Annotated in this window: 14 protein-coding genes; 2 read left to right on the forward strand and 12 right to left on the reverse strand. The window is 63.9% G+C overall.

Annotation, left to right across the window (positions count from 1 at the left end; all coding sequences use genetic code 11):
* Positions 1-8: 8 nt before the first annotated feature.
* From RS897_RS25915 to RS897_RS25945, 7 genes are all read right to left on the reverse strand, one after another.
* The gene (locus RS897_RS25915; protein ID WP_315831567.1) at positions 9-1,004 is read right to left on the reverse strand and encodes an ABC transporter ATP-binding protein; all 996 of its coding nucleotides are present in this window, start codon (positions 1,002-1,004) and stop codon (positions 9-11) included.
* A gap of 3 nt (positions 1,005-1,007) precedes the next feature.
* Positions 1,008-2,015: an ABC transporter ATP-binding protein gene (locus tag RS897_RS25920; RefSeq protein ID WP_315831568.1), complete on the reverse strand. Its 1,008-nt coding sequence runs from the start codon at positions 2,013-2,015 to the stop codon at positions 1,008-1,010.
* 8 nt (positions 2,016-2,023) lie between these two features.
* A complete protein-coding gene (locus RS897_RS25925; protein ID WP_315831569.1) occupies positions 2,024-3,751 on the reverse strand; it encodes an ABC transporter substrate-binding protein in 1,728 nt (575 codons plus the stop codon).
* Between the two features lie 34 nt (positions 3,752-3,785).
* The gene (locus tag RS897_RS25930) at positions 3,786-4,682 is read right to left on the reverse strand and encodes an ABC transporter permease (protein ID WP_315831570.1); all 897 of its coding nucleotides are present in this window, start codon (positions 4,680-4,682) and stop codon (positions 3,786-3,788) included.
* The gene (locus RS897_RS25935) at positions 4,679-5,632 is read right to left on the reverse strand and encodes an ABC transporter permease (RefSeq protein ID WP_315831571.1); all 954 of its coding nucleotides are present in this window, start codon (positions 5,630-5,632) and stop codon (positions 4,679-4,681) included. Before RS897_RS25935 ends, RS897_RS25930 begins: the two co-directional genes overlap by 4 nt.
* 443 nt (positions 5,633-6,075) lie before the next feature.
* Complete coding sequence (locus tag RS897_RS25940; RefSeq protein ID WP_315831572.1) at positions 6,076-6,657, reverse strand: inner membrane-spanning protein YciB; 582 nt, start codon at positions 6,655-6,657, stop codon at positions 6,076-6,078.
* A gap of 173 nt (positions 6,658-6,830) precedes the next feature.
* On the reverse strand, positions 6,831-8,234 hold the full coding sequence (locus RS897_RS25945) for a carotenoid oxygenase family protein (protein ID WP_315831573.1): 1,404 nt from the start codon (positions 8,232-8,234) through the stop codon (positions 6,831-6,833).
* 113 nt (positions 8,235-8,347) lie between these two features.
* On the opposite strand from RS897_RS25945, the gene RS897_RS25950 reads away from it, so the two are divergent.
* The gene (locus RS897_RS25950; RefSeq protein WP_315831574.1) at positions 8,348-9,058 is read left to right on the forward strand and encodes a TetR/AcrR family transcriptional regulator; all 711 of its coding nucleotides are present in this window, start codon (positions 8,348-8,350) and stop codon (positions 9,056-9,058) included.
* Positions 9,059-9,087: 29 nt separating this feature from the next.
* On the opposite strand, the gene RS897_RS25955 is transcribed toward RS897_RS25950, so the two are convergent.
* Positions 9,088-9,873 carry a hypothetical protein gene (locus RS897_RS25955; protein ID WP_315831575.1) on the reverse strand — a complete coding sequence of 262 codons (786 nt, stop codon included), beginning with the start codon at positions 9,871-9,873 and terminating at the stop codon, positions 9,088-9,090.
* A 201-nt stretch (positions 9,874-10,074) separates the two neighbouring features.
* Between RS897_RS25955 and RS897_RS25960 the strand changes: the two genes are divergently transcribed.
* Positions 10,075-10,734: an SET domain-containing protein gene (locus RS897_RS25960; protein ID WP_315831576.1), complete on the forward strand. Its 660-nt coding sequence runs from the start codon at positions 10,075-10,077 to the stop codon at positions 10,732-10,734.
* Here the strand turns inward: RS897_RS25960 and RS897_RS25965 are convergent.
* The 4 genes from RS897_RS25965 to RS897_RS25980 all read right to left on the reverse strand — a co-directional run bounded on the left by RS897_RS25965 (position 10,724) and on the right by RS897_RS25980 (position 13,831).
* A complete protein-coding gene (locus RS897_RS25965) occupies positions 10,724-11,122 on the reverse strand; it encodes a hypothetical protein (protein WP_315831577.1) in 399 nt (132 codons plus the stop codon). The two genes, RS897_RS25960 and RS897_RS25965, sit on opposite strands and share 11 nt — an antisense overlap.
* Before the next feature lie 34 nt (positions 11,123-11,156).
* On the reverse strand, positions 11,157-11,435 hold the full coding sequence (locus RS897_RS25970) for a hypothetical protein (RefSeq protein ID WP_315831578.1): 279 nt from the start codon (positions 11,433-11,435) through the stop codon (positions 11,157-11,159).
* A gap of 285 nt (positions 11,436-11,720) precedes the next feature.
* Complete coding sequence (locus RS897_RS25975; protein WP_315831579.1) at positions 11,721-12,662, reverse strand: alpha/beta fold hydrolase; 942 nt, start codon at positions 12,660-12,662, stop codon at positions 11,721-11,723.
* 8 nt (positions 12,663-12,670) lie between these two features.
* On the reverse strand, positions 12,671-13,831 hold the full coding sequence (locus RS897_RS25980) for an iron-containing alcohol dehydrogenase (RefSeq protein WP_315831580.1): 1,161 nt from the start codon (positions 13,829-13,831) through the stop codon (positions 12,671-12,673).
* Between the last annotated feature and the right edge of the window lie 77 nt (positions 13,832-13,908).

Here is a 13,908-nt window from a genome sequence, read left to right on the forward strand (position 1 = left end):
TCACTGCACTAATGCGATTTCGCCGCGTCATGCAAATGGCAGGCGACGGCCTGGCCACCGCCCAGCTCCCGCAACTCGGGGCTCTCGGTGCGGCAGCGGTCGAAGACATGCGGGCAGCGGGTGTGGAAGCGGCAGCCGGGCGGCGGATTGGTTGCGCTCGGCACTTCGCCGGTGACGATGGCCCGCTGCCGGGTCGCCTCGACCTCCGGATCGGCCACCGGCACCGCTGCAAGAAGTGCCTGGGTGTAGGGATGTTGTGGCGACTTGTAGAGCGCATCGCGCGAGGCGATCTCCACGATGCGCCCCAGATACATCACCGCGATGCGGTGGCTGACATGGCGGACCACGGCAAGGTCGTGGGCAATGAACAGATAGGTGAGGCCGAGCCGCTGCTGCAGCTCGACGAACACATTCACCACCTGGGCCTGGATCGAGACGTCGAGCGCCGACACCGGCTCGTCACAGATGATCAGGCTGGGTTCGAGTGCCAGCGCCCGCGCGATGCCGATGCGCTGGCGCTGGCCGCCGGAGAATTCATGCGGATAGCGGTTGGCCATGTCGGGCAAAAGCCCCACGGTGCGCATCAGTTCGGCAATCCGTTCCTCATAGGCCTCGCGATCACCCGCGACCCCATGCACCACCAGCGGCTCGCCGATGATGTCGCGCACCGTCATGCGCGGATTGAGCGACCCATAAGGGTCCTGATACACCATCTGGATGCGTTGCCGCAGCGGCAGCATCTGCTTGCGGCTGTAGGACGTAATGTCCTGCCCCTCGAGCTCGATGCGGCCCGCGGTCAGTGCCTGCATCTTCAAAATCGCAAGGCCGGTGGTCGACTTGCCGCAGCCGCTCTCGCCGACCAGGCCGAGGGTTTCGCCACGCGCCAGCGAGAACGAAACGCCATCGACGGCGCGCACCGCGCCAACTTGCTTGCGTCGGAGGATGCCGCCTTCGATCGGGAAATGCACTTTGAGGTCGCTGACGCGCAGCAGGGGTTGCGACATCGCTCAAGCCTCCAGGAAACAGGCGGCGCTGTGGCGGGGACCGACCTCGCGCAGCGGCGGCGCCGCCTCCCTGCAGGCCTCGACGGCCTGGCGGCAACGCGGCGCGAAGGCGCAGCCGGGCGGCAGGTCAGCGAGATTCGGGGGCTGGCCTTCGATCGGCACCAGGCGTGCGTGCGTATCGCCGTCCAGCCGCGGCACCGAGGCCATCAGCCCGCGGGTGTAGGGATGCCGGGGACGCGCATACAGCTCCCGCGCCGGCGCGGTTTCGACAATGCGGCCGGCATACATCACCGCCACGCGGTCGGCATAACGCGCCACCACACCGAGATCGTGGGTGATCAGGATCAGCGCCGAGCGTGCGCGTGCGGCGAGATCCTTCAGCAGGTCGAGGATCTGCGCCTGCACGGTGACGTCGAGCGCGGTGGTCGGCTCGTCGGCGATGATCAGTTGCGGCTGGCACGCCAGCGCCATGGCGATCATGGCGCGCTGGCGCATGCCGCCGGAAAACTGGTGCGGATAGGCATTAACGCGCGATGCCGGGTCCGACATCCGCACCCGCCCCAGCAGGTCACGCGCTGCAAGCAGGGCCTTCGACCACGGCAAACGGCCGTGACGGTTGATCGGCTCACCGACCTGCAGGCCGACGGTCAACGCCGGATTGAGCGAACTCATCGGCTCCTGGAAGATCATGGCGATCTTGTTGCCGCGAATGTCGCGGATCTCCGAGTCGGAGAGTTTGAGCAGATCCTGCCCGTCGAACAGGATTTCGCCGCCGTCGATCCGGCCCGGTGGGCTCGGGATCAACCGCAGGATCGACAGCGCCGTCATGCTCTTGCCGGATCCGGATTCGCCGACGATCGCCAATGTCTCGCCGGCATTGACGTCGAAGGAGACGTGGTCGACCGCGGTGATGGTTCTGCGGCCGGCGCCAAACCGGGTGACGAGGTCGCGCACGCGCAACAGTGGCTGCTGCTGCGTGCTGCGGTCTGCGGTGACGCCTGGGAGGCTCACCGGGGCGTTCAAAAACCCATCCTCTTTTTCATCTCCTGGTCGATCCAGATCCGCGCATGGATCGGGCCGGGCCGCTCGGAACCGGCGCGCAGCTCGCCGCCATAATTTTTCACCCACGGCCACCACGCCGTGTAGTTGTAGGCAACCGGCAGGAAGATGTAGGGCGCCTTGTCGATGATCGAGCGGGTCATCTCCTTGAGCATCATCTGGCGCTTGCTCTCGTCCCGCTCCTGGAAGACCTCGTTCATCTTGCGGTCGATATCGGGGTCGGAGAACTGCGATGGATTCCAGGTCTGCTTGGTGACAAAGCTTTTGCGCAGGGTGGTGGTCGGGTTGGTGTGGCCGTTGAGCATGAAGTAGCCGGCCGTGTTGGTCTTGGTGGTCATCGCCGACAGGAACGCGCCATACTCCATCGGCTGGATTTCGAGCTTGACGCCGACCTTTTCCAGATACGCTGCGACCAGCGGCAGCAGGTCCATGTGATCCGGCGAGCAGGAACACACCTGCACCTTGAAGGAGAAGCCGTTCGGATAACCGGCTTCCGCGAGCAGCGCCTTCGCCTTCTGCGGGTTATACGTGTAGAGCTCCTTCACGCTGTCAGGCATCTGCTCCAGCGGCTCGAAATAGCCGATATAGTCGGGATGTTGCGGGTAGGCGAACAGCTGGCCCTCGCCATTGTAGAACGAGGACAGGATCTCCTGCTTGTTGACCGCCATGTTCAGCGCGCGGCGCACCCGCAGGTCGTCGAACGGCTTGGCGTCGGTGCGCATCGCAAGGAACGTGCCGCCGGTGGCGAGCCAGCGCGACCACTGCAGTTTCGGCGCGCTCTTCTTCAATTCGTCCACCGCGCTCCAGCGGATCGATTCCAGCAGGTCGAGCTTGCCGGTGCGCAATGCAGCGAGGAATGTCGCTTCGTCCTTGATGGTGCGATAGACGATCTTGTCGACAAACGGCAGCTTGTACGGCTTGCCGTCGATCTGCTCCTTGTCCCAGTAATTGTCGTTGCGGGAGAAGGTGAGAGCGTTGGCCTGGACATAGTCGGTCAGCCGGAACGGTCCGGTGCCGTTGGCATTTTTCCAGTTGCCGGCGCCGGCATCCGCGACTTCCTTCGGCACGATGCCGGAGTAGTAGCCCCAGCCAAAGCGGTAATCCCATTCCGAGGAATAGGTCTTGAAGGTGAAGACCACGGTGTGCTTGTCGATGGCCTCGGCCTTCTCGACATGGTCGAAATAGGTCGGGACCTTCTTCGGACTGTTGTTGAGCCGCTCATAGCTCTGCACCACGTCGTCGGCAACGAGTTCGCGCGCGGCCATCACCCCGGGCTTGTCCGGAAACATCACGCCCTGGCGCAGCTTGATCTCCACGCGCAGTGGATTTTCCTTCCACTGCCAGCTCTCAGCCAGTTCGCCGCGGATCGCGTCCGTCGGCAGCCAGGCATCCGGCACGAACGAGTAGGGACCGCCGCGACGTTTCGACTTGCTGAGGTCGGCTGCGAACAGTTGCTCGTACATCAGCCCGGTGTCCTGCTGGAATTTCCAGGCCCAGTCGGCCGGATCCCAGGTCAAGGGCGAGACCGTGACATAGACATTGCCGATGTTGAGGGTGCCGCCATATTGCGGCACCTCCTCGCCGGCCGAGACAAGCCCCGCCGAGGTCGCGGTCAGTGCACCAGCCAGTGACAGCGCGCGTAGCGCTTTGGCAACGTATCCTCCTCGTCCGGCCGCGGGTTTGTACATCGCATGTCCTCCCCTTGTGATCGTCTTGTTTGCCTCAGCGCGAGTTGCGCATGCGCGGATCGAGCAGGTCGCGCAGCGCATCGCCGAATACGTTGGTGGCATAGACCACGACGGTCAGGCACAGCCCTGGCGCGAGCGCGAGCCATGGGCCCTGGAACATGTAGGTGCGGGCGCTGCCGGAGAGCATGCCGCCCCAGGTTGGCGCCGGCGGCGGCACGCCAAGGCCAAGGAACGACAAGCCGGATTCGGCAAGGATCACCGCACCGACGCGGGTGGTGAACAGCACGATGATCGGCGGCATGATGTTGGGCAGGATGTGGCGCCACAGGATGCGGCCGGTGGAGGCGCCGATCGACTGCGCCGCATGCACATACATGTTTTCCCGTGCCGACAGCACGGCGCTGCGGATGATGCGGGAGCCGGCGATGCCGAGCACCAGGCTGAGGATGCCGATGATCTGGATCATGCCGGGGCCGAGCACCGACACCACCGTGATCAGGATCACCAGTTCGGGGAATGACATGTAGGCGTCGACGAAACGTTGCGCGATCATGTCGAAGCGGCCGCCGATATAGGCGGTGATCGTGCCGATGGTGACCGACAGTACGGTGGCCAGCGCCGCGGCGGAGAGGCCGATGATCACCGACAGCCGTGCGCCGTAGAGGCAGCGCGACAGCACGTCGCGTCCCAGATTGTCGGTGCCGAACCAATGTCGCAGCGATGGCGGCTTCAGCCGCTCGATAGGGCTGATCTCGTTGAAGCCGTAGGGCGCGAGCAGGTGGGCGAATACGCCGCAAAAGAGAAAGATGATGAACACGAGTCCGGCCGCCGCGCCGACCGGTTGCTCGCGGACCAGCCGCGTTACGAACTGCCGCAGGGCTCCCGGCGGGGTGGACCGTTTGATTGGGGTGGTCTCGGTCAGCGTGCTCATCGATGCCTCACGCGCGGATCGAGCAGGCCGTAGCTCAGGTCCACGATCAGGTTGATCAGCATCACGGCCACGCCCACCACCAAGAACACCCCGGTGATCACCGGGTAATCGCGCTGGTTGACGGCCTCCAGCAGCAACGACCCCATGCCGGGAATGACGAAGATCTGCTCGATGATCACGGCGCCGCCGATCAGCAGCGGCGCTTGCAGGCCAACCAGGGTGACCACCGGGATCAGCGCATTGCGCAGGGCGTGCCGCCTCACCACCAGTTGCTCGGGCAGGCCCTTGGCCCAGGCGGTGCGGATATAGTCCTGCCGCAGCACCTCCAGCATCATGGTGCGGGTCAGCCGCATGGTCACGGCGGACAGCGCGGCGCCCAGCACGATGGCCGGCACGATCATCTGTTTCAGGTTCTGCAACGGATCGGTGCCGAATGGCACATAGTTGACCTCCGGCGACCAGCCCCACCAGATCGAGGGAAACACCACCACCATGGTGCCGAGCCAGAAGCTCGGGACTGCGAGCAGCAGGATGGAGAACGAGCGGGCGAGGATATCGCCGGCGGTGTCCTGCCGCACGGCGGAATATATCCCGATCGGCAGCGCGATCGACAGCGCCACCAGCAGCGCCAGCAGTCCCAGCTCGAATGTGACCGGCAGCCGCTGCAGCAGATCGTCGAGTACCGGCGTCGACCGCCACAGCGAGTTGCCGAAATCGCCGCGCAGGATGCCGAAGATCCAAACCCCGAACTGCTGCAGCATCGGCCGGTCGAAGCCGAGCACATGCTCCAGCTGTGCACGGCTCAGTTTCTCCGCGCCGATGTCGTTCTGGCTCAGCATCATGTCGATCACGTCGCCCGGGATCAGACGGACGGTGACGAACACGATCACACTGGCGAACAGCAGCGTCGGGATCAGGGCCAGCAGGCGCCGGACGATGTAGGCGCGCATGGGTTAGCGCCCGGCGTCAGGGCGCGGCCAGCAACAGGGATGGGGATCGCAAGAACTGGGATCTAACGTGGGGGCGGTGGGGCGAGGGCGCAATCGAAGACATCGCGCGGGACGGACAGCCCTGAGCGTCATGTGCGGTTTCTCCCTGAACGAGCTGGCGGCTTTTATGCCGTGGTTTTGGCCATACTCGATTTTCTATATTTGTGCCTCGCAGCAATCATGAAGCACGCGCGAGCTTAGCAGTTCGAAAGGTACTGGCAAGTGTGACCTTGTCGCAGTTTCGGTTCCGGCCGGCGTGGCCCTGGATATGACAGCAGCCATACCCATTTCCTGAATTCAGAAGTGTGCGGCTTGTGGCGCAGCCGTTCCGCACAGCGGAAAGGCCGGATCATGTCCGGCCTTCAAGGAGGTTGAATACTGCGCGTGTGCCTGTGCGGGCAGGCTTACAGCAGCGCTGCCGCCTTGGTCGGGGCGGTCACTGCCTGCCGGTTGAGCCTGCGGCTGATGGCGATGCGGAACACCGCATATTGCAGGGCGAACGCCGCGATCTTGGCGCCGACCGCGACCACCGAGATGTAGATGGTGTAGAGCGTCATGTCGCCGGTCATGGCAACCGCGACAACGCCGGCGCCGAGCACGAACATCAATGCCGCCCAGGCGTAACCGGTGATCACCAGCAAGTCGGGGATGGTGTCGCGGACGATCTGCGGTACATAACGCGCGGTCCATCCGCGCCGCAGCATGACGGCGCCGATGGCGAAATGCGCAATGCTCGGTTTGATCAAGACGAAACGCGGATCGTTGGTGAGCAGCGTGGCGCCGCCGAGCACCAGCACCAGCGCGAGGCTCGCCCAGGCCATGGCATCGAGCGTCTGCCCGGTGACGCGGGCATAGATCACGCTGCCGATGGCGCTGGCAATCGCAAAGCCCGCCGCGATCACCACGTCGCCGGTGAGGGCGTAAACGATCAGGAAGACGATAGTCGAGAGGAAGTCGCCGATCAGCTTGAGGAACACGTCGCGCATGTTGTTTTCCTTATCTGTGATCCGTCATCCTGAGGTGCGAGCCCTGCGCTGCACTTGCAGCGCGGGGCGAGCCTCGAAGGATGGACGGCCGATGTATCCGAGATAGGGCCGTTCGCCCTTCGAGGGCCGCACTGTCGTGCGGCCACCTCAGGACGACGGGGAGAGGGCACGCGTCAGCTCGCGCCTACCCAGTTGCCATGGAATCCGTCGGGCACGCGATGTCCGAGCTTCACCAGCGCCACCGGACCGCTCTCGACATCGGTGGCATTGAACACCGCGAGATCGCTGCGGTTCTCCTGCGCCCGCCACACCGCGGCCAACAGCCAGCCATCGCCTTCCGCGGCATCGCTGCCGCGCTCGACGAACACCGGCTCCGAGATGGTGTCGCCCGCCGGCAGCAGATACTGCGCGCGACGATTGGCCTTGGCATCGACATGAACGATGCCGGCGAGGCCGGAGGCGGCCGATCCCCCGCGATGGGCGCAGGCGTACCAGCCGTGGCGGTTGATCATGCCGGCATGGCGATCGTCGATGCGCGGGAATTCGCCGGTGACGTCGTCGAGATAATCCTGGGTGAAGCGATCGGTGCCGCCGGAGAGATCGAAGGTCCAGCGGCACAGCCGGGCCTGGGACTTTGCCGGATCGGTCGGCCGGCCGTCGGGATGGGTGAACAGCGGCGGCTCGGCGAACTGCATCACGTCGGCGACGATGCGGTTGCCGTCTTCCCAGGCATTCATGACATGGAAGACGTAACAGCTCTCGCCGCGGAACCAGGCGATGTCGCGGGTGGCGCCGCTGCGCTTCATCACGCCGACATAGGCGCCCTTGTCCGGCTCCCAGGCATAGGCCGGCCGGCCGCTCATGGCGCGGTCCATGCTGCCGGTCAGCGGCAACACCGGAAACAGCACGTGGTTGGCGGTGACGATGAAGTCATGCACCATGCTGGCATAGGGTGCGTCGAACCGCTCGAAGCGGGAGACCGTGCCGTCGGCACTGACAGCGCCATAGGACAGTTGCGAGGTGAAGGGCCCGGCGGCGTTGTAGCCGAAGAAGATCATCTCGCCAGTGACGGGATCGAGCTTCGGGTGCGCGGTGAAGGGGCCGGCAATCGCGTCGCGATAGGTGTTGTAGCCGCGGGTGGCGAGCGTGCCCGGTTCGATCTCGGTCGGCAGGTGGCCTTCTTCCAGTGCCAGCAGCCGGCCGGCGTGGAAGATGATGTTGGTGTTGGCGACGCCGCCGTCCTGGGTGGTGCCGGGCGGCACATCGGCGAGCTTGCGGCCGAAACCGCCGAACAGCGTACGTCCTGCGTCGTGCTCCGCCAGCCATTTCGGGGTGCGGACCCAGCGGTTGCGATAGCTGGCGCGGCCGTTCTCGATATGAAACGCGTGCAGCATGCCGTCGCCGACGAACCAATGCGCACCCGGCACGTCGAATTGCGGGTTGGGGCCGTTGCGATAGAGCGTGCCGTTGAGTTCGCGCGGCAGTTCGCCCTCGATCTTGAGGAACGGCGCGTCGGCTTCCATCGGAATCGGCGCAAGGTTGTTGCGTGGCCTGCTGACGTCGTCGGAGCGCTGCATCGGATCCTCCCGGATGAGTTTATCTTTACATCGTCAAGATAAACTAGAGCGGGATGGGCGGTGACGTCAAGCAAAATCTTGACAGTGTAAAAATAGCGGCGGATAAACGACTTATGTCCAGACAGACAACGATTCAGCCGAAATCTCCGGCACGGGCCGCCAAATCCCCCGCCACCAAGCCCGCCGCGGGCAAAATCGCGCGCCGGACCAAGGCCTCCGCGGCGCCGTATCATCACGGCGCGCTGCAGGAGGCGCTGCTGACGGCGGCCGAGCGCATTCTCGAGCGCGATGGCCTGCCGGGCCTGACGCTGCGCGCGGCGGCGCGGGAGGCGGGGGTGTCCCACGCCGCGCCGACGCATCATTTCGGCGATCTCACGGGGCTGCTGAGCGAACTCGCCGCGGTGGGGTTTCGGCGCTTCCGCGAGGCGCTGCTTGCCGCCGCCGATCGGCAGACCGCGCCGGGCGCGCGCCTCGACGCCATGGGCAGCGCCTATGTGTCATTCGCCAAGACCTATCCCGGCATGTTCACCCTGATGTTCCGCAGCGAGCGGCTCGATCCCACGCGGTCGGCGCTGGCGGAGGCGATGGAGGCGGCCGGGGCGGCGCTGGGACAGGCCGTCGGCGCGCAACGGCAGGAGACCATCGTCAAGCAGGCGCCGACGCTGCAGCAGGCGGCCCGGATGGTGCGGGCCTGGTCGATGGTGCACGGCTTTGCCGTGCTGCTGCTCGACGGGCGTCTCGGGGAGTTCCTGGCGCATCTGCCGCCCGGCGAGAGCGACGCGACGCTGCTGGAGGCGATACTCAGCCCGGGATCGGAATTTTGATCGATCAGGTTCTGATCAGTTGGGCCTGATCACCTGCGCGGCAACGCCAGCTCCGTGGTGCGGCCTTTCTCGCCGGCTGATGTCACCTTGTCCCTGGCGCAGTCGAAGCTACGAGCCATGTCGTCCGCCGCCTTGCGGGCAACCGCGTTGGCATTGGGATTCGCCTTCACGTCCACATAGGCCACATGGCAGACCGCGCCGGGCGGCAGCCGGGTGACCACCAGCATCTGCTTGGTGATGGGACGGCCGTCCTTGTCAGCGCGTTTTCGAGCGAAGTGGGTACCGGTTCGCGTGAAGAAAACGCGCCTTTTATTATCTGGAGCGAATTCGAGCGCAAAACCGGTGTCCACTTTTGCGGAATTCGCTCCCGTGTCGCTGTTGTCCGCGATATGCCAGCGCTGGATCATGGCAAACGGCTTGCCGTCGGAGCCGCTGCGCCATTCGATGGTGTCGGTGGTCGAGTTGAACGGGCCGAAGCTCTGGCTGGCCGCGGGCTCCGCGCCGGCCTGCTTGCGATTGCGGCCGACCGAGATGATCTCGCGCAGGTCCTGCTCGATTTTCAGCACCACCAGCCCGGCAGCACCCGGGCAGATGCGCTCGGATCCGTATTCCTCGTCGTCGCCGACCTTGACGCTCGACACCTTGCGGCAGGCCTTGTCGGCGGTGGACGTATAGATGCTGGCGATCGGGGAGGCCGGCTCTGCCATCGCCGGCGGCATCGGGTAAAAAGCCAGATCTGAAAAGAACATGGCTGTCAGCACGGTGACAACAAGGCGTGGCAGGCTGGGGATCGACAGCATGGAGATGGAAGTCATTGGGATGGAACCAAACTCTTGAAGCTCAGGAGTAGGTCGAAATCAGGTGTGGATCGGTTCAGCCTTCATGCAGCCAAAGGCATGACTTTTGCTTAGAAATCACTATAGAGGATCGTTCGCCGGGAATCGCAAGGGCTCGGCAAACGTCATTCAGGTCGCGCGTTTATCGCTCTCCCAACAACCAGGTCAGTTGCTTCGTCCATGCCTGCCATTTCAAGCCGCAAGCCCTATCGCATCGGCCGCTCCCGCACCGGGCTCGGCCTGTTCGCCACCAAGCCGATCAAGAAAGGCGACGAAATCATCGAGTATTTCGGGCCGATCCTGGATTCGCGGAACAAGAAGCACGACGAGATCGAGAACAAATACCTGTTCGAGCTGAACGGCCGCTGGACCATCGACGGTTCGGTCCGCCGCAACATCGCCCGCTACATCAACCACGCCTGCCGGCCGAACGCCGAATCCGACGTGCAGCCGCGCAACCGCAAGGTCTTCATCCGCGCCATCAAGAAGATCGAGCCCGGCGAGGAGATCAATTACGACTACGGCCGGGAGTACTTCAAGGAGTTCCTGAAGCCGATCGGCTGCAAGTGCGACGCCTGCGAGAAGAAGCGCAAGCTGGCGCGGGCCGAGGAGCGGGCCGCCAAGCAGGCTGCGAAAAAGCGCGCCGAGACGCGGGCGGCCAAGAAGGCCATGAACGGCCATGCGCTCAATGGTCATGCTCTCAATGGCAAGGCTTTGAACACCAAAGCCTTGAAGGGCAAGGCGATCCGCGTCACGGCGAAAGCCGCCGCGAAGCGCAAGGCTCCGGCAGCGGCTTCGCCCAAGCGATCCAGCAAGGCCGGTTCGGGCGCTAGGCTCTGATCGCGGCTGCGCTCCGGCGCAGCCCGATATATTGCAGCTCAGCAATTACGCCGACCGCGATGGCCTGCAGCACGATGGCACCTTCGCCGAGCCAGTTCGGCGACACCGCCGGGCTGAACAGCAGCGCGACACTGGCGAGCACCCAGACTGCATTGACCGCAATCACCGCCCAGACGGCACCGGCTGATAGCGCGGCGCGGGTTCCCAGCCATCCGACCAGCGCGGCATAGACAACCAGGAACAGGCCGCTCTCGCGCAGCAGGGCTTCAGGCAGGTTGAGCAGCGGCGCGAGCAGCGAAGCGCCGCCGGCGAGCGACAGCGCCGAGACGGCGCTGAACACGGCGTCGATAATGAGGATCCGGCGAAGCAGCAGCGAGGGACGGATCATGACAGGTCTCCTTGATTGCAGTGGGTGAGAAGCTTCAGCGTTGCGAAGGGCCGCGGTGGCTGATGTGTCGCCGCTGCCGCAGCTCCCTCATCACGCGCCGCGGACACACCAGAGCGGAGCGCTGCTCCACTTCAGCGACATAAGCGACGACGAATTCGCCGGTGTCGCGCAGCAGCGCCTCGGGCATGTTGAGCGATCCGGCGATCAGCCGCGTCGCGATTGCCAGGAGCGAGTTGGCGAGCGCCGCTGCCGTGCGGATGACGGTGGGGCTGGTCGCAACCGAGCGGCCCATATGCAGCACAAGGTGGATCATGACGGCGTCTCCTGGTTCGGCCTGTTGTGGCCGTGACAGTAAGATGAGCCGCGCCGGAGCCTAAATCGATTACCTGGGAGGTAAGACGGGCGCCTATTAAGGACTGTTCCAAGACGTCCGAGGTCGTCCGCGGGCTCACTACATCCCTTGATCAAGTGTTTCCGCGCACATCGATGTTCACGACTGTTTGTTATTCCGATAGGGGATCCAAGGCAGATGGCGCGCAACGACAAGCACGCCAACTCGATGCTTTTCGGCTGGACCACTGCCCGCCCTTGGAACCGATCAGCATTTCAGGAAGCGCAAAACGTGGCTCAACACGGCATCGGGCTGCTCAAGATGCAGGAAATGACCGACACCAGGCATCACGACGCGGTCGAATCCATTCGTGAACATCGCCTCCATGCCTTCGCTAAGCTGCGTGGACATGCAGCCGTCGTCCGTTCCGTGCAGATAGAGCGACGGGACGGTGATTGGACCGCTCGCGCGGACTTCAAGGGCTTGGGTTTCCGGCTCGGATGGGGGCGTGAACAGTTGCCGGTAATAGGCCAGCGCCTGAGTTAGCACGCCGGGCTGTCCAAATGTCTCGTTCAGTGCAGAACGATCCGCAGGTGGCAGCACGTATCCCGGCGACCATTCTCGCCAGAGCCGGTCGAGGAAGGCAAAGTCGTTGTGCTGGACGGCCATCTCCGCCATGCGCGTCTGAAAGAAGAACATGTACCAGCTTCGCCGCTGCTGATCGCCGTCGGCGACGAGCGCCGTTCGCAGCCCCTTTCCGTAGGGCACCGCCAACCCGACGAGCTTGCGGACGCGAACCGGATCGAGGCTTGCCGCGGCATAAGCTGCCCGAGCCCCCAGATCATGGCCGATGAGATCGGCGCTGTCGGCGCCAAGCGCTTCAATGAGGGCCAATACGTCCTGCCCGGTCGCCGAGGCGCGGTAAGATCCGTCAGGTGCAGCGCCCCCGACCCAATATCCGCGCAGCGCGGGCGCGACGGCCCGATATCCTTCCCGCGCGAGACGATCGATAAAGGAGATCCAGCTCCGTGCATGATCGGGAAACCCGTGCAGGCAGAGCACGAGCGGGCCATTTCCAGCTTCGAGGATCGGGAAATCGAGCCCGTTGGCGTGAACCGTCCGCCTGCGGATATGACCATCGGCCGGAGAGTTCTCCGGCCGATGCGCGAGGCTGGTCAGCGGCTGTTCTTCCACCGGCAAACGTCCCATTCCTGCAGCTACGCTGCCATTCGCAGCAGATCGACGATGTCGGCCTCGCTTTTGAAAGGCCGCGGATTGGCCTGGACGAAGCGATGATTGATCGCAATCTTGCTGATCCGATCGAACTTGTCTTCACCAATGCCGACATCGGCAAGGTGGCCAGGCAATCCGAGTGTTCTGGTGAATTCAGAGAAAGCATCTGCGGCTTCGATACCCGGGGCACCTAGAGCCGTCGCCAAACGCTTTTGCGCATCCTCGGTGAATGGCTTGTTGTAGCGAAGAAGGCTCGGCATGATGACGGGCGTGCAATAATAGTGAGGAACGTCGAAAGTCCCTCCAAGCACATGGCCGATGCCGTGACTTGCTCCCATGGGGACGCGTGCCTGCAACCCGAAAGACGCGAGCCACGAGCCATATTGAGATAGTCGGCGCGCCTCCAGATCATCAGGTTGCTGCAATGTCCGGAGCATTCCTTCACGCAGAACGCGGATGCCGGCCAGGACGGCTTCGTCAGTCAAGGGAGTGCCGGCCGGCGAGCACAAGGCTTCGATGCCGTGGTCCATCGAGCGCGTTCCCGATCCCATCCAGAGCTTCGAAGGCGTATGAAGGGTGAGGGCAGGGTCGAGAATGATCGCCACCGGCATCATTTGGGGGTGAAAGAATATCTGCTTCAGCTTGTTGCGCTCATCGGTGACGAGCGCTGCGGCATTGTATTCGCCGCCATTCAGTGTGGTTGGCACCGCGATCTGCCGGACTTTCGGCGAGCGGAAGGGAGAGAAGTTCACGCCCGGGCCCATGGGAAAGGGATCGAAGCCCGCTTCATCGCGGATATCGTGTTCCATCGCCATGATGACGATCTTGGCGAGATCGATCGCAGAGCCTCCACCGACAGCCACGACCAGATCGGCTCGTGCGTCATTCGCATGGCGCGCAACCTCGGCAGCCTGCTTGCGCGTCGTGTGCTGCGCAATCCCATCGAAGGTCGCTGCATGTTTGTCGCCGAGCGTGCGCCGGATTTTCTCGATCTCATCGGTGTTGGTGTTCAAGGTGCGACTGACGATAAGGAAGACGCGCTTTGCCTCAAGTCGCTCCGCCTCATCGTTCAAGGCGTCAGACGCAGCTTTGCCATAAACGACACGATCGATTGTTGGGAAATTGTGTATCCCGGCCTTGCGCATTTTTTCTCCTCGTGAATTTAAAAAGCTCGTTGCTGTGGTTTTGATAACGACCGCGGATGCGGGGCCTGAGAGATGCG

Origin of the sequence: Bradyrhizobium prioriisuperbiae, from assembly GCF_032397745.1 — a bacterium.
Taxonomy (GTDB): Bacteria; Pseudomonadota; Alphaproteobacteria; order Rhizobiales; family Xanthobacteraceae; genus Bradyrhizobium_A; species Bradyrhizobium_A prioriisuperbiae.